Source organism: Serratia sp. SM04, from assembly GCF_040280225.1.
Classification (GTDB): Bacteria; Pseudomonadota; Gammaproteobacteria; order Enterobacterales; family Enterobacteriaceae; genus Serratia; species Serratia sarumanii.
Window position 1 is genome coordinate 1 of the sequence record NZ_JBEOQT010000003.1, and the last position, 14,861, is coordinate 14,861.

Annotated in this window: 14 protein-coding genes, 6 tRNA genes and 1 other RNA gene; 1 reads left to right on the plus strand and 20 read right to left on the minus strand. The window is 57.1% G+C overall.

The features are described 5' to 3' along the window. Positions 1–167: 167 nt before the first annotated feature. From ABTW55_RS05590 to cydA, 18 genes are all read right to left on the minus strand, one after another. Positions 168–243, minus strand: a tRNA-Lys gene (locus tag ABTW55_RS05590). A gap of 6 nt (positions 244–249) precedes the next feature. Next, positions 250–325 (minus strand) — tRNA-Val (locus tag ABTW55_RS05595). 45 nt (positions 326–370) lie between these two features. Next, positions 371–506, minus strand: a non-coding RNA gene (locus ABTW55_RS05600) — RtT sRNA. A gap of 69 nt (positions 507–575) precedes the next feature. Further along, positions 576–651, minus strand: a tRNA-Lys gene (locus ABTW55_RS05605). A gap of 156 nt (positions 652–807) precedes the next feature. Continuing rightward, positions 808–883 (minus strand) — tRNA-Lys (locus ABTW55_RS05610). Between the two features lie 7 nt (positions 884–890). Beyond that, positions 891–966, minus strand: a tRNA-Val gene (locus ABTW55_RS05615). 29 nt (positions 967–995) lie between these two features. Continuing rightward, positions 996–1,071, minus strand: a tRNA-Lys gene (locus tag ABTW55_RS05620). 178 nt (positions 1,072–1,249) lie between these two features. Continuing rightward, on the minus strand, positions 1,250–2,038 hold the full coding sequence (gene cpoB, locus ABTW55_RS05625; RefSeq protein ID WP_060420282.1) for a cell division protein CpoB: 789 nt from the start codon (positions 2,036–2,038) through the stop codon (positions 1,250–1,252). A gap of 9 nt (positions 2,039–2,047) precedes the next feature. Next, positions 2,048–2,557, minus strand: a complete 510-nt coding sequence (gene pal / locus ABTW55_RS05630) for a peptidoglycan-associated lipoprotein Pal (RefSeq protein WP_025160033.1) — start codon at positions 2,555–2,557, stop codon at positions 2,048–2,050. 44 nt (positions 2,558–2,601) lie between these two features. After that, positions 2,602–3,894, minus strand: a complete 1,293-nt coding sequence (gene tolB / locus ABTW55_RS05635) for a Tol-Pal system beta propeller repeat protein TolB (protein ID WP_004939856.1) — start codon at positions 3,892–3,894, stop codon at positions 2,602–2,604. 132 nt (positions 3,895–4,026) lie between these two features. Then, complete coding sequence (tolA, locus tag ABTW55_RS05640) at positions 4,027–5,229, minus strand: cell envelope integrity protein TolA (RefSeq protein ID WP_033647156.1); 1,203 nt, start codon at positions 5,227–5,229, stop codon at positions 4,027–4,029. Positions 5,230–5,310: 81 nt separating this feature from the next. Next, the gene (gene tolR / locus ABTW55_RS05645; protein ID WP_004939859.1) at positions 5,311–5,739 is read right to left on the minus strand and encodes a colicin uptake protein TolR; all 429 of its coding nucleotides are present in this window, start codon (positions 5,737–5,739) and stop codon (positions 5,311–5,313) included. A gap of 12 nt (positions 5,740–5,751) precedes the next feature. Then, complete coding sequence (gene tolQ / locus ABTW55_RS05650) at positions 5,752–6,435, minus strand: Tol-Pal system protein TolQ (RefSeq protein ID WP_004939862.1); 684 nt, start codon at positions 6,433–6,435, stop codon at positions 5,752–5,754. Then, positions 6,432–6,836 carry a tol-pal system-associated acyl-CoA thioesterase gene (gene ybgC, locus ABTW55_RS05655; RefSeq protein WP_025160034.1) on the minus strand — a complete coding sequence of 135 codons (405 nt, stop codon included), beginning with the start codon at positions 6,834–6,836 and terminating at the stop codon, positions 6,432–6,434. Before ybgC ends, tolQ begins: the two co-directional genes overlap by 4 nt. Positions 6,837–6,966: 130 nt before the next feature. Beyond that, complete coding sequence (gene ybgE, locus ABTW55_RS05660) at positions 6,967–7,263, minus strand: cyd operon protein YbgE (protein WP_033647158.1); 297 nt, start codon at positions 7,261–7,263, stop codon at positions 6,967–6,969. Beyond that, positions 7,263–7,376 carry a cytochrome bd-I oxidase subunit CydX gene (gene cydX, locus ABTW55_RS05665; protein ID WP_004939868.1) on the minus strand — a complete coding sequence of 38 codons (114 nt, stop codon included), beginning with the start codon at positions 7,374–7,376 and terminating at the stop codon, positions 7,263–7,265. The genes ybgE and cydX overlap by 1 nt, the downstream gene beginning before the upstream one ends. A 17-nt stretch (positions 7,377–7,393) precedes the next feature. Further along, a complete protein-coding gene (cydB, locus tag ABTW55_RS05670) occupies positions 7,394–8,533 on the minus strand; it encodes a cytochrome d ubiquinol oxidase subunit II (protein WP_019454033.1) in 1,140 nt (379 codons plus the stop codon). 14 nt (positions 8,534–8,547) lie between these two features. Then, positions 8,548–10,116: a cytochrome ubiquinol oxidase subunit I gene (gene cydA / locus ABTW55_RS05675; protein ID WP_019454034.1), complete on the minus strand. Its 1,569-nt coding sequence runs from the start codon at positions 10,114–10,116 to the stop codon at positions 8,548–8,550. Between the two features lie 683 nt (positions 10,117–10,799). Between cydA and ABTW55_RS05680 the strand changes: the two genes are divergently transcribed. Then, complete coding sequence (locus ABTW55_RS05680) at positions 10,800–12,698, plus strand: bifunctional UDP-sugar hydrolase/5'-nucleotidase (protein WP_060420284.1); 1,899 nt, start codon at positions 10,800–10,802, stop codon at positions 12,696–12,698. A gap of 72 nt (positions 12,699–12,770) precedes the next feature. On the opposite strand, the gene sucD is transcribed toward ABTW55_RS05680, so the two are convergent. Both sucD and sucC read right to left on the minus strand, forming a co-directional pair. After that, on the minus strand, positions 12,771–13,643 hold the full coding sequence (sucD, locus tag ABTW55_RS05685; protein WP_004939878.1) for a succinate--CoA ligase subunit alpha: 873 nt from the start codon (positions 13,641–13,643) through the stop codon (positions 12,771–12,773). After that, on the minus strand, positions 13,643–14,809 hold the full coding sequence (gene sucC / locus ABTW55_RS05690; RefSeq protein ID WP_025301883.1) for an ADP-forming succinate--CoA ligase subunit beta: 1,167 nt from the start codon (positions 14,807–14,809) through the stop codon (positions 13,643–13,645). The genes sucD and sucC overlap by 1 nt, the downstream gene beginning before the upstream one ends. Positions 14,810–14,861: the final 52 nt, after the last annotated feature.

The following is a 14,861-nucleotide window of genomic DNA, read 5'->3' on the forward strand; positions in this document are numbered from 1 at the left end:
GCCTCACCCTGCGGGCAACGCTGCGCGTTGTCGTATCGCTGCGCGATGCTCGAACCTGAGCGCAGGCTCTCACCCGCACGACTCGGTGAACTCTGTTGGCAAGAGGATAAAGCAGAATCTGGTGGCGTAGATGCGAAAAAAGCGCCAAAAGGCGCTTTTTTCTGAATTGGTGGGTCGTGCAGGATTCGAACCTGCGACCAATTGATTAAAAGTCAACTGCTCTACCAACTGAGCTAACGACCCGCAGTGTGGTGGGTGATGACGGGCTCGAACCGCCGACCCCCTCCGTGTAAAGGAGATGCTCTACCAACTGAGCTAATCACCCACTGCTGTGGTACTGCTATTTTTCACACCTTGCTCTATCAAAGAGTGGTGGGTCGTGCAGGATAACTCGGCCTTTGGCCTCGCCCTTCGGGCCATCACCGGAGTGATGTTGTCTCGCTTTGCGAGACTCGAACCTTTACGGCTATCCGTCTATTTCATAGACGGCCCCTTCGGGCCAGCGCAAGCGCTGTTCAAAAGCGTAAACGCTTTTGTCTCATCCTGACGATTTAACACCTTGCTCTATTAAAGAGTGGTGGGTCGTGCAGGATTCGAACCTGCGACCAATTGATTAAAAGTCAACTGCTCTACCAACTGAGCTAACGACCCACTGATGTGGTTTACTGCTGATGGCGAATAGGTTACTGAAACCAACTCGCGGAAAACAAGGATGGGGATGTTCAGGACAACTCGACGGGTACTCGACTCGGACCTTTACTTTGCCACATCAAACCGATTCTGAAGCTGCCATTCTTTCTTAAAGAATGGTGGGTCGTGCAGGATTCGAACCTGCGACCAATTGATTAAAAGTCAACTGCTCTACCAACTGAGCTAACGACCCATAACAGTGGTGGGTGATGACGGGCTCGAACCGCCGACCCCCTCCGTGTAAAGGAGATGCTCTACCAACTGAGCTAATCACCCACTGTTGTGGTTACTGCTACTTCAGAAATTGGTGGGTCGTGCAGGATTCGAACCTGCGACCAATTGATTAAAAGTCAACTGCTCTACCAACTGAGCTAACGACCCAATTTCCCTGCCGCTTTAACATCTTGCAAGATGTCTTGGCAACGGCGGCATATATTACTAATTTATCTTGGCAGCGCAACCTAAATTTTTTACCGATGCGTTCAACTGCTTGTTCTTCACGCGAATGAGCCCAGAAATCGGTCAAATCGACTAACTTCTGGGCTCATTTTTCTGACTGTTAACCGCCTACGCGACTTTTCGCCTGTTTGGCCGCCGCACTGGTTGGGTACTGTTTAATCACCTGCTGGAACACGGCTTTGGCTTTATCGGCCTGCCCTTTCTCCTGCATGATGATACCCACCTTGTACATGGCGTCCGGCGCCTTCGGTGATTTAGCGTAATTCTTCACCACCACCGCAAAATAGTAGGCCGCGTCGTCTTTTTTACCCTTGTTGTAGAACAACTGGCCCAGCCAATAGTTGGCGTTGGGCTGGTAAGTAGACTTCGGGTACTGTTTTACGAAGGACTGAAAGGCGGAAATCGCCTGGTCATACTGTTTTTTTTCCAGTGCCAGAGAAACAGCGGCGTTGTAGTCGCTGTTCTCATCACCGCCGCTCGGCGTGGCGGCTGCGGGAGCGCTGCCGCCCGCATCGGAAGATGCGCCTGCGGCTGCCCCGCCGGCAGCGCCCGCGGCCGCAGAGGCGCTCTGAGCGCCGCCCTGGCTGAGGCTATCCATCTGCTGATAGATTTGCTTCTGGCGTTCAACCATCTGATTCAACTGATACTGGCTTTCCTGGATTTGCCCACGGAGAGAATCAATGTCGCGTTGGTTATCAGAGAGTTGCTGCTGGAGTTGATTTAAAAGCTGGCCTTGAGCATTGCTGATGCGCTCAAGCGAGGTGACGCGGTCTTCGACCGAGCCGGAGCCGACATTACTGATTGGCGCTTGGGCAGTAGCGGCCCAGGGGGCCGCTACGCCAACCAGTAACGACAGACTCAACAGGTGACGTCTGAAGTTACTGTTCATGCGATTCTCTTAGTAAACCAGAACGGCACGACGGTTTTTAGCATAAGCCGCTTCGTCGTGGCCCAGTACTGCTGGTTTTTCTTTACCGTAAGAAACGATAGAGATCTGGTCAGCGGAAACGCCTTTACCCTGCAGGTACATTTTAACGGCGTTAGCACGGCGCTCACCCAGAGCGATGTTGTATTCCGGCGTGCCGCGTTCGTCAGCGTGGCCTTCAACGGTCACTTTGTAAGACGGGTTGTTACGCAGGAATGCAGCGTGCGCGTCCAGCATCTGAGCGAATTCGGAGCTTACGTCATACTTGTCCAGGCCGAAGTAAACGATGTTGTTCTTCTGCAGTTCTTGCATCTGCAGACGAGCTTGTTCTTCGGAAGACAGGTTGCTGCTGCCGTTTTCCATACCAGTGCCAGCGCCCATACCAGATTGGTCGTTGTTTGCGCTTTTGTTAGAACTACAAGCTGCTACAGCCAGAACTGGCAGTGCCAGCAGAAGCCCTTTCAGCACTTTGTTCAGTTGCATTTCTTTGATCCTTTTATAGTTTGCCATACATATTTACACATGCATCACAGATACGGCGACCAGGCAGGGAATTTGACCTGTCCATCAGTTGCCGGAAGACGCGCTTTGAAACGCCCATCAGTTGACACCAACTGCAGCACGGAGCCCATACCTTGCGTCGAGCTATAGATCACCATGGTGCCGTTTGGCGCAATACTAGGCGTTTCATCGAGGAAGGTACCGGTCAAAACCTGAACGGCGCCCGATCCAAGATCTTGTTTGGCGATGTGTTGCGCACCACTGTTGGTGCTGACCATCACCAGGAATTTACCGTCGGAGCTGACTTCAGAATCCTGGTTCTGAGAGCCTTCCCACGTCAGGCGCTGTGCGGCACCGCCGCTGGCGCTGATTTTATAAATCTGCGGACGCCCGCCCTGGTCGGAGGTAAACGCCAGAGACTGGCCATCCGGGAACCAGGTCGGTTCGGTGTTGTTGTTGCGGCCATCGGTCAGCTGCGTGATCTGGCCGGAGCCGAGGTTCATCACGTACAGGTTCAGGCTGCCGCTCTTGGACAGCGCGAAGGCCAGTTTGCTGCCGTCCGGCGAGAACGCCGGCGCACCGTTGTGGCGCGGGAACGAGGCGATCTGGCGGATGGCGCCGTTAGCCAGGGTCTGCACCACCAGCGCGGAACGGCCGCTCTCAAAGGTCACGTAAGCCAGTTTGCTGCCGTCCGGCGACCAGGCCGGGGACATCAGCGGCTCAGGCGAACGGTGCACCGTAAACTGGTTGTAACCGTCGTAATCCGCTACGCGCAGCTCATACGGGAATTTCCCGCCGTTGGTCTGCACGACGTAGGCGATACGGGTACGGAACGCGCCCTTGATGCCGGTCAGCTTCTCGAACACTTCGTCGCTGGCGGTATGGGCAGAATAACGCAACCACTGTTTGGTCACTTTATACTGGTTCTGCGCCAATACGGTGCCCGGCGAACCCGAGGTGTCCACCAGCTGGTAGGAGATCAGGTAGCTACCGTCGGCGCCAGGTTGAACCTGGCCGACAACCACGGCGTCGATGCCCAGCGCAGTCCAGGCCGCCGGCGTCACTTCAGACGCGGAGGTCGGTTGCTGCGGCATGCGCGCCACGTCGATCGGGTTGAATTTGCCGCTGTTGCGCAGATCCGCGCCGACAATCTTGCCGATATCTTCCGGCGGCGTGCCTGGGCCCGCCCATTTAAACGGCACCACGCCAATCGGACGAGCGGAGTCGACCCCTTGGGTGATTTCAATGCGAACTTCCGCGTGCAGCACGGACGCCCACAGAATTAAAAAACCTAGCGCTACTCGAAATGCCTGCTTCATCTCATCTCCCTTATCCAGGCGGGATGCCTGCGATAAATTAGCAGAATTTTAACAAACCAACTTACGTAAAACTACATAATCCCTGTTGGTTACCTTAGTACATCCCTGTGATATCACTCAGTCAATCAACCGTTATTTCGGTTTGAATTCAAGGATAGAATTCTTAAAGTGCTGATACACGGCATCGCTCGGCGGCTTCGGTATATGCGCCAACTTGGCGGCAGACACCGCGGCCTGACACAGAGCCGGATCGCCGCCCGCCGCTTGTACGCTTATCAGCAGGCCGTCCGGCGCCAGCTTGATACGCAGATCGCAGGTTTTGCCGGCGAACGAGCTGGCGTCATAGAACTTGCTCTGAATCGCCCCCTGAATTTGCCCCATATAACCGCTGATATCCGCCCCGCTGGCCCCAGCCGTTTTGGCATTGCCCTGCCCGGCCGGTTTACCGTCGCCCTTCGATTTGGCACCGCCGCCTTTCGGCGCGTTCTTGCCGTCCGCCAGGCCACCAAACAGATCGTTGACCTCCTCCGATTGCTTCGCAGCCTCAGCGGCGGCCTTCTTCTTGGCGTCCGCGGCGGCTTTCTTGGCGGCAGCGGCTTTCTCGGCCGCAGCTTTCTTCTCGGCTTCCGCTGCGGCTTTTTTCTCGGCTTCAGCGGCCGCTTTCTTCTCCGCAGCTTCTGCGGCTTTTTGCTCTGCGGCGGCGGCCGCGGCTTTCTTCGCCTCTTCCGCCTGTTTCTTGGCGGCGGCAGCGGCGGCCGCTTCTTTCTTGGCTTCCGCTTCGGCTTTCTTCTGCGCGTCCGCCTGCGCTTTGGCTATCTTGTCCGCTTCAGCCTTCGCCTTCGCGGCGGCGGCCTCGGCGACCTTCTGTTGCTCTTTGGCCTTGGCTGCGGCGGCTTCCGCCGCTTTTTGCTGCTCGGCGGCCTGTTTCTGCTGCTCCGCCGCCTTCTGCTGTTGCTCAGCCTGCGCTTTGGCGTCCTGCGCGGCTTTCTCCTGCGCCGCCAAACGCTCTTTCTCCAGCTCTTTCAGGCGCTGCTGTTGCTCCGCCTGCTTCTGCTGAAGCTCTTCGGCCTGTTGCTCCGCCTTTTTCTGGCGCTGCTTTTCGGCACGCTGCGCATCGTTGCTCTGCTGCTGCTGGCGATTGTACTGCTCCACCACCGCGCCGGGATCGACCATCACCGCGCCCACCACGGTGCCATCACCGCCACCGCCGGCGCCCATGTCGACATTTTCCTGCAGCGATCCCCAAATCAGCAGGGCAATCAGTATGAAGTGCAGAACGACCGAAACAATAACGGCGCGGTTCAGCTTATCGTTTTGCTCAGTTGCCTTTACCAAAATAGATTCCCAAAAACTGGTGTTGCTTATACGGGGTTCCTGGGCCGCAGCGCAGGAACCGGGTTGCCGTTCGCCTTACGGTCAGATTGGCTGGGTCATCAGCCCCACGGAAGCCACGCCCGCCTGATGGAGAATATTCAATGCTTTGATAATCTCATCGTAAGGGACTTCCTTCGCACCGCCGATCAAAAAGACCGTTTTCGGGTTAGCCGCCAAACGCGACTTGGCTTCGGCCGCGACTTGCTCAGGCGGCAACAGCTCCATACGGTTGTGATCCACCACCAGGGTGTATTGACCTACGCCGGAAACCTCAAGGATCACCGGCGGATTGTCATCGCTGGACACCGTTTTGGAATCGGTGGCGTCCGGCAGGTCAACCTCCACGCTCTGCGTGATGATTGGCGCGGTTGCCATAAAGATCAGCAGCAGCACCAGCAACACGTCGAGCAGCGGAACGATGTTAATTTCGGACTTCAGCTCGCGCCGACTACGTCCACGTACTCTCGCCATGCTACCTCCTACTTATTTGCTGTCGCTGGAGAAGGCCTGACGATGCAGAATAGCGGTGAACTCTTCCATAAAGTTGTCGTAATTCTGCTCAAGCTTGTTGACGCGCTGGTTGAGACGGTTATAGGCCATGACCGCCGGGATGGCGGCGAACAGACCGATCGCGGTGGCGATCAGCGCTTCGGCGATACCCGGCGCCACCATCTGCAGCGTGGCTTGCTTTACCGCGCCCAGCGCGATAAAGGCGTGCATGATCCCCCACACGGTGCCGAACAGGCCGATGTACGGGCTGATCGAACCGACGGTGCCGAGGAACGGAATATGGGTTTCCAGCGTTTCCAGCTCGCGGTTCATCGAAATGCGCATCGCGCGCGACGCCCCTTCGATCACCGACTCCGGCGCATGGTTGTTGGCGCGGTGCAGGCGGGCGAACTCTTTGAAGCCGGAATGGAAGATCTGCTCGGAGCCGGTCAAGCTATCGCGACGCGCCTGACTTTCTTGGTACAGACGGGAAAGCTCGATACCGGACCAGAATTTGTCTTCAAAGGCTTCGGCGTCACGCGTCGCCGCATTGAGGATGCGGGTGCGCTGAATGATGATCGCCCAAGAGGCTACCGAGAAGCATATCAAAATCAACATGATAAGCTTAACCAGCAGGCTCGCCTTCAAGAATAAATCTAGGATGTTCATGTCAGTCACTGCTTAAACTCCGCGACAATAGACTTAGGAAGCGCTCTCGGCTTCATTTGGTGTGGATCAATACAGGCAATCAGGACATCTGCCTGGCTCAGTAGGGCCCCGTCAGAATTGACAATGCGTTGAGCAAACGTGAGAGAAGCCCCGCGCAGACAGGTGATTTCGCTCTGTACCTCCAGTTGCTCGTCGAGACGAGCCGGAGCCAGATAATCCACCGTCATGCGCCGGACGACAAAAGCGACTTGTTCACTGAGCAGCTGCTGTTGATGAAAGTTGTGCTGACGCAGCATCTCTGTGCGCGCTCTTTCAAAAAAGGCGACGTAGCGGGCGTGATAGACCACACCACTGGCATCGGTATCCTCGTAGTAAACGCGAACCGGCCATCGAAACAACGTATTACTCACTCTACTTCCCAGCAATGCAATTTAACGCTGCTACTATACGCAAGACGGATCGGGTTGGGAATGGGTTACAAGATGGGAATGAAAATAATTATGGGCCGTGAGAGCCCATAACATGGGGACATCGGGGAGATTATAAAGAAACGTAAAGTAATCCTGCGCACAAGATCACAATTGCGGGAAGCGGCGCGAAAAAGGCCCGCCAAATGCTGCGCTGCGGGCGGAATCCGAAACCGTGGATCACCCCAGCGCACACCGCCCAAATCAGCAACAGCCCTTCCCAAATCTCCAGCGAGCTGGTTTTGGCGGCGAAACGCGTCGGATCCCAGAACACGCACCCCGCCAAAACCAACGCCAGCACCAGGGAAAGGGCCCGGATCGGGCCCTTGTCGGTGACAGCGTACAGCTTGTCAATCACGGACGAGCTCATCACTTACCGTCTTGCTGAGCTTTGGTTGCTTCGCTCTGCTCAAGCGCCAGCGCCGTGATGATGCCGAAGGCGCAGGCAAGAAGCGTTCCGAGAATCCAGGCAAAATACCACATGGTTTAGCTCCTTATCCTTAGTACAGCGAATGCTTGTTGTTTTCGATGTAGTTCTTGTCGAGGCGACCGAACATTTTGTAGTACGACCAGCTGGTGTACGCCAAAACGATAGGCACGAAGATCGCCGCCACGACGGTCATCACTTTCAGCGTCAACAGGCTCGACGTCGCGTCCCACATGGTCAGGCTGACGTTAGGCACGGTGCTGGACGGCATCACGAACGGGAACATGGTGACCCCGGCGGTGAGGATGACGCAGGCGATGGTCAGCGACGAGGTGACGAACGCCAGCGCGCCTTTCTCCAGACGCGAGAACAGGATGGTGAACAACGGCAGCACCACGCCCAGCGCAGGCAACGCCCACAGCAGCGGATACTTGTTGAAGTTGATCAGCCAGGCGCCGGCCTGATGCGCCACTTCTTTACGCATCGGGTTGGATTCCGCCAGGGTGTCCAGCGCCGACGTCACGACGAAGCCGTCGATGCCTTTCACCAGCCATACGCCCGCCAGCAGGAAGCACACCGCCATGATCAGCGTCGCGATCTGCGCCGCAGCGCGTGAACGCAGGTGGATCTCGCCGGTGGTGCGCATTTGCAGGTAGGTCGCGCCCTGGGTGACCAGCATGGTCAGGCTGACCACGCCCGCCAACAGACCGAACGGATTCAGCAGTTGGAAGAAGTTGCCGGTGTAAAACAGGCGCATGTACTCGTCCATGTGGAACGGCACGCCCTGCAGCAGGTTGCCGAACGCCACGCCGAAGACCACGGCAGGCACAAAGGAGCCGATGAAGATGCCCCAGTCCCACATGTTGCGCCAGCGGCTGCTCTCCAGCTTGGAACGGTAGTCGAAACCGACCGGGCGGAAGAACAAGGCGGCCAGCACCAGGATCATGGCGACGTAGAAGCCGGAGAAGGCCGCTGCGTAGACCATCGGCCAGGCGGCGAACAGCGCGCCGCCTGCGGTGATCAGCCACACCTGGTTACCGTCCCAGTGCGGGGCGATGGAGTTGATCATCACCCGGCGCTCGGTATCGGTTTTCCCGATGATGCGCACCAGAATGCCGACGCCCATGTCGAAACCGTCGGTGACGGCGAAGCCGATCAGCAGTACGCCAACCAGGACCCACCAAATAAATCGCAGTACTTCATAGTCAAACATACGTGGACTCCTGTTTAGCGCGCTTCCTGCACGGCGGCAGTCGGTTGTTCAAAGTGATAGCGGCCGGTTTTCAGGCTGCTTGGACCCAGACGCGCAAACTTGAACATCAGGTACAATTCAGCCACCAGGAACAGGGTGTACAAGCCGCAGATCAGCCCCATCGAGAACAGAATGTCGCCCGCGGTCAGCGAAGAGTTGGCGACCGCCGTCGGCAGCACCTCACCAATCGCCCACGGTTGACGGCCGTATTCCGCCACGAACCAGCCGGACTCGATCGCGATCCAAGGCAGCGGCAAACCGTACAGCGCCGCGCGGTGCAGCCATTTTTTCTGGCCGATGCGGCCGCGGATCACGTTCCAGAACGACAGGCCGATGATCAACAGCATGATCACGCCACAGGCCACCATGATGCGGAAGGCGAAGTACAGCGGCGCCACGCGCGGAATGGAGTCCTTGGTCGCCAGCTGGATCTGCGCTTCCGTCGCGTCGGTGACGTTCGGGGTATAGCGCTTCAGCAGCATGCCGTAGCCCAGGTCTTGCTTGGTTTTGTTGAATTCGGCGCGCACCGCAGGATCGGTGTTGCCACCGCGCAGCTCTTCCAGCAGCTGGTAGGCTTTCATCCCGTTGCGGATGCGCACTTCATGCTGCGCCATCAGATCTTTCAGGCCGGTGACCTGAGTGTCCGTGGAGCGGGTGGCGATCAGGCCAAGCGCATACGGGATCTGAATAGAGAAGGAGTTTTCCATCTTGTCCTGATCGGGAATGCCGAACAGGGTGAAGGAGGCCGGCGCCGGCTGGGTGTCCCATTCCGCTTCGATAGCGGCCAGTTTGGTTTTCTGCACGTCGCCCATTTCGTAGCCGGATTCATCACCCAGAACGATAACGGACAGAATGGCAGCCATACCGAAGCTGGCAGCGATGGCGAAGGAGCGCTTGGCGAAGGCGATGTCGCGGCCTTTCAGCAGGTAGTAGGAGCTGATGCCCAGAACGAACATCGCGCCGCAGGTGTAGCCGGAAGCCACGGTGTGAACGAATTTCACCTGCGCAACCGGGTTAAGCACCAGTTCGGAGAAGCTGACCATCTCCATGCGCATGGTTTCGAAGTTGAAATCCGACGCGATCGGGTTCTGCATCCAGCCGTTGGCGACCAGGATCCACAGCGCGGACAGGTTGGAGCCGAGGGCCACAAACCAGGTTACCGCCATGTGCTGCACCTTGCTCAGACGATCCCAGCCGAAGAAGAACAGGCCGACCAGCGTCGATTCAAGGAAGAACGCCATCAGACCTTCGATAGCCAGTGGGGCCCCGAAGATATCGCCGACGTAGTGAGAGAAATACGACCAGTTAGTCCCGAACTGGAACTCCATGGTCAAACCGGTGGCCACACCCAGAGCAAAGTTAATCGCAAATAACTTTCCCCAGAATTTGGTCATGTCTTTATAGATTTGTTTGCCAGACAGGACATATACCGTTTCCATAATTGCCAGCAAGAACGCCATACCGAGCGTTAATGGGACAAATAAGAAATGGTACATCGCCGTTAAAGCAAACTGTAAGCGCGACAGTTCGACAATATCAAACATCTTGACTCCTTGCTCCTCGCAGGAAGACTCCGACACGCGGTTATCGGCACGCCTCTTTCAAAGCCGCCAGTAACGCCCCGCAGTGAATGCCCTTAAACACAACAAATTTGATCCAGCTTCTCCGCTTTCAACCGCACACTCGGCCAATAGCCCCTCGGGCCCTCGACAAGCACGCCACTGAAAACCGACAACGGGTAACAAATGCAACAAGATCAACCATCCATAATCACAACATGGATGATACTCGCCCAATCCCACACAATAAATAGGTTTTTACGTGACGTGGGTTAGACTTTTGGTTACAGGTCAAATCTTAGCCGAAAGAGGTACTTCGGGCTAATTTGATCTGAGACAATTTAAGCCTATCCGCATCTTATTTCCATATTCATCAGCACATTTCGCATAATTTTCTTAGGGTCATGTTGCGCAATGGTTTAATTGTTTTTTAATGATATTTTTGTGTTAAATAAATGTAATTTAAAAGAGCCGCCATTGTATTATTACGCGCTTATTATGCGACATAATTAACCTTTTATTTCCAATAAGCCGTGACAGTGATAGCAGTCACAAAACAACAAATCTCTCTCCAATATTAGTCTATTTCTCGCGATGGGATCGTAAAGGTTGCGATTTTGTAGCAGAATGACCACTTATGTTAAAATTGCATTGAGTGACAATAACTTATGAAAAAAATCATCTTTGCCTCTGTCTTGGGACTCTCGGGAAACGCCATGGCCGCCGAAACGGTAAATATCACCCTGCTGGGCACCTCCGATCTGCACGGCACCTTCGTGCCCTGGGACTACGCCAGCGACACGGAAAATCTGGCGGGCAGCCTGAGCCAGATAGCCACCCAGGTCAAAAAGGTGCGCGCCGAGCAGCCCAACCTGATCCTAGTGGACGCCGGCGACACCATTCAGGGCAACTTCGTCGAAACCTTCAAGCATGAGGCCGTCAGCCCGATGATGCTGGGCCTCAACGCGCTCAATTATGACGTCTGGGTGATGGGCAACCACGAGTTCGACTTCGGCCTGCCGGTGCTGGCTACGCCGCTCAAGCAGTTCAAGGGCACGGCGCTGGCGGGCAATATCGTCTGGGACAACGGCAAGCCCTATCTGCCGGCCTACACCATCGTCGAACGCCAGGGCGTGAAGATCGGCATTATCGGCATGGACACGCCGATGACCGCGGAATTTGCCAAGGGCACCGATCGCATCAAAGGGCTGAACTTCACCGATCCGGTGCAGGCGGTGAAGCAGGTCATCAGGCAAATCGACGGCCAGGTCGACGCCATCGTGCTGGTGGCGCATATGGGCATCGACAATGAGAACCAGCGCCCCGGCACCGGCGTGGCCGACATCGCCAACGCCAACCCGGAGCTGGCGGCGATCGTCGCCGGCCATATGCATGTGAAGATCGACAAAGCGGTGGTTAACGGCGTCATCATCACCGAACCGGATAAATACGGCCGCGCGCTGTCGCGCATCGATCTGCAGTTTGAGCGCCGCGACGGCAAGTTCACGCTGATCGACAAAAACAGCTACACCTACTCCATCAAGGGGATGACGCCGGACAGCGCCCTGCAGGCGCTCTACCAGCCGTACCATGACATTTTGCGCGCCAATGCCAACCGGGTCGTGGCGAAGCTGAGCGGCAGCGATCTGGTGCCCGCCGACGAATTCCGCGGCATTCCCCAGGTGCACGTGCAGGATACCGGCATCAGCGCGCTGTTCCAGCAGGCCGCCCGCCACTATGCGCCGCTGGCGCAGGTGATCGCCCTACAGATCGACAACGATCGCGCCAAACTGGACGTCGGCGACATCAAGGCCAAGGATATCGCCTTTAACTACCAATACGCCGGCGGCGAGATCACCGTGTATCAGCTCAACGGCAAAGCGCTTAAACGCTACATGGAGTGGTCCGCCGACTATTTCAATCAGCTGCAGCCGGGCGACGTCACCTACAGCTTTAACCCGGCGCGGCGATCGTCCAAATATTCCACCAACGATTTCTTCGACGGCGTCACTTACACCATCGATCTGCGCCAACCCACCGGCGCGCGCATTGTCGATCTGCGCCTGACGGACGGCACGCCGGTCACCGACGATATGCCGATCCGTCTGGGCATGAACAGTTACCGCATGGGCCACCTGACGCAAAAGGGTGGCGCGCTGGAGGGGCAATCCTTCCCGGTGCTGTTCGACAGCAAAGCGCAATACGGTGAAGAAGAAGGCACCATTCGCCACCTGACCCTGCGCTACCTGACGGAGGTGAAACACGGCCAGTATCAGGGCGTGCCGCCGCAGCGCTGGAAGCTGATCGGCATGGAGGGATACGAACCGCAGCGGGCGATCGTCAAACGGCTGCTCAATGAGGGCGTTATCCAGGTACCGACCACCGACGACGGCCGCTACACCAACGTCGCGTCGATCAACGTCAAAAACGCGCTGTTCCGCAACGCCGACGATTACCGCGCCGCCCTCACCTCGCTGGAGCAACAGCGGCAAGCCGCCGTGGATCCGGTGCAACAGCACCGCCTGCAGGATCGGATCGCGCTGATCAAGGCGCTCAACGACTTCTGATCGTCGCCCATAAAAAAGGCCACCCAATGGGTGGCCAAACATGTCGAGATAGTGTTATTTCGTACTAAATGCTTAGCGCTTCAGCACCGCTTTTACCGCGTCGCCGATGTCCGCCAGGCTGCGAACGGTTTTCACGCCCGCCGCTTCCAGCGCAGCAAACTTCTCGTCCGCCGTGCCTTTGCCGCCTGCGATGATGGCGCCCGCGTGGCCCATGCGCTTGCCTTTCGGCGCGGTTACGCCGGCGATGTAGCCGACAACCGGTTTGGTGACGTGTTCTTTGATGTAAGCTGCCGCTTCTTCTTCAGCGCTGCCGCCGATCTCACCGATCATCACGATCGCTTCGGTCTGCGGATCCTGCTGGAACATCTTCAGGATATCGATGAAGTTGGAGCCCGGGATCGGGTCGCCGCCGATACCCACGCAGGTGGATTGGCCCAGACCGGCATCGGTGGTTTGTTTCACCGCTTCATACGTCAGGGTACCGGAGCGGGAAACGATGCCCACTTTGCCCGGCAGGTGGATGTGGCCAGGCATGATGCCGATTTTGCACTCGCCCGGGGTGATCACGCCTGGGCAGTTCGGCCCGATCATGCGCACGCCGGCTTCGTCCAGCTTCACTTTCACGGTCAGCATGTCCAGGGTCGGGATGCCTTCGGTGATGGTGATGATCAGTTTGATGCCGGCGTCGATCGCTTCCAGGATGGAGTCTTTGCAGAACGGCGCTGGAACGTAGATCACCGAGGCAGTGGCGCCGGTCGCTTCAACCGCTTCGCGCACGGTGTTGAACACCGGCAGGCCCAGGTGCTGAGTGCCGCCTTTGCCCGGGGTTACGCCGCCAACCATTTTGGTGCCGTAAGCGATAGCTTGTTCGGAGTGGAAAGTCCCCTGGCTACCGGTGAAGCCCTGGCAAATTACTTTGGTGTTCTTATCGATTAAAATGGACATTATTTACCCTCCACTGCTGCAACAACTTGCTGAGCCGCATCAGTCAGGCTGGTCGCAGCAATGATATTCAGGCCGCTGTCCGCCAGTTTCTTGGCGCCCAGTTCGGCGTTGTTCCCTTCCAAGCGCACCACCACCGGGACGTTAACGCCCACTTCGGCCACTGCGCCGATGATGCCGTCGGCGATCAGATCGCAACGTACGATACCACCGAAGATGTTAACCAGAACCGCTTTCACCTTGTCGTCGGACAGGATGATTTTGAACGCTTCGGTCACGCGCTCTTTGGTCGCGCCGCCGCCAACGTCCAGGAAGTTGGCCGGTTCGCCGCCGTGCAGTTTAACGATGTCCATGGTGCCCATCGCCAGGCCGGCGCCGTTAACCATGCAGCCGATGTTGCCGTCGAGGGCAACGTAGTTCAGCTCCCACTGAGCCGCACGGGATTCGCGCTCGTCTTCCTGGGAAGGGTCACGCATTTCACGCAGTTCCGGCTGGCGGAACAGGGCGTTGCCGTCGGCGCCCAGTTTGCCGTCCAGGCACACCAGATCGCCCTGCTTGGTGATCACCAGCGGGTTGATCTCAACCATCGCCAGATCGCGCTCCAGGAACAGCGTCGCCAGGCCCATGAAGATCTTGGCGAACTGGCTGACTTGCTTACCGGTCAGGCCCAGTTTGAAGGCCAGCTCACGGCCCTGATAAGGCTGTGGACCCGCCAGCGGATCGATGGTCATTTTGTGGATCAGTTCTGGGGTTTCTTCCGCCACCTTCTCGATTTCCACGCCGCCTTCGGTAGACGCCATGAACACCACGCGACGGGTAGAACGATCCACTACCGCGCCCAGGTACAGCTCTTTATCGATGTCGGTCGCCGCTTCTACCAGGATCTGGTGAACCGGCTGGCCCAGCGCGTCAGTCTGGTAAGTCACCAGACGCTTGCCCAACCAGGCTTCCGCGAAGGCACGGATATCTTCTTTGCTGTTGACGACTTTTACGCCGCCCGCTTTACCGCGGCCGCCAGCATGAACCTGACATTTCACCACCCACGGGCCGGAGCCGATTTTGGATGCGGCTTCTTCTGCTTCACGCGGAGTGGTACAGGCGTAACCGGTCGGTGCCGGCATGCCATACCGAGCAAACAGCTGTTTTGCCTGATATTCGTGTAAATTCATGATGTTCTATCCATTCAGTTCTGAAGGTTTTTAGCCGGACCATTATTACGCG

Coding starts and splice junctions, on each gene's coding strand:
- cpoB (WP_060420282.1), bottom strand. CDS start 2,038: ATGAACAGTAACTTCAGACGTCACCTGTTGAGTCTGTCGTTACTGGTT.
- pal (WP_025160033.1), bottom strand. CDS start 2,557: ATGCAACTGAACAAAGTGCTGAAAGGGCTTCTGCTGGCACTGCCAGTT.
- tolB (WP_004939856.1), bottom strand. CDS start 3,894: ATGAAGCAGGCATTTCGAGTAGCGCTAGGTTTTTTAATTCTGTGGGCG.
- tolR (WP_004939859.1), bottom strand. CDS start 5,739: ATGGCGAGAGTACGTGGACGTAGTCGGCGCGAGCTGAAGTCCGAAATT.
- ybgE (WP_033647158.1), bottom strand. CDS start 7,263: ATGAGCTCGTCCGTGATTGACAAGCTGTACGCTGTCACCGACAAGGGC.
- cydX (WP_004939868.1), bottom strand. CDS start 7,376: ATGTGGTATTTTGCCTGGATTCTCGGAACGCTTCTTGCCTGCGCCTTC.
- cydB (WP_019454033.1), bottom strand. CDS start 8,533: ATGTTTGACTATGAAGTACTGCGATTTATTTGGTGGGTCCTGGTTGGC.
- cydA (WP_019454034.1), bottom strand. CDS start 10,116: ATGTTTGATATTGTCGAACTGTCGCGCTTACAGTTTGCTTTAACGGCG.
- ABTW55_RS05680 (WP_060420284.1), top strand. CDS start 10,800: ATGAAAAAAATCATCTTTGCCTCTGTCTTGGGACTCTCGGGAAACGCC.
- sucD (WP_004939878.1), bottom strand. CDS start 13,643: ATGTCCATTTTAATCGATAAGAACACCAAAGTAATTTGCCAGGGCTTC.
- sucC (WP_025301883.1), bottom strand. CDS start 14,809: ATGAATTTACACGAATATCAGGCAAAACAGCTGTTTGCTCGGTATGGC.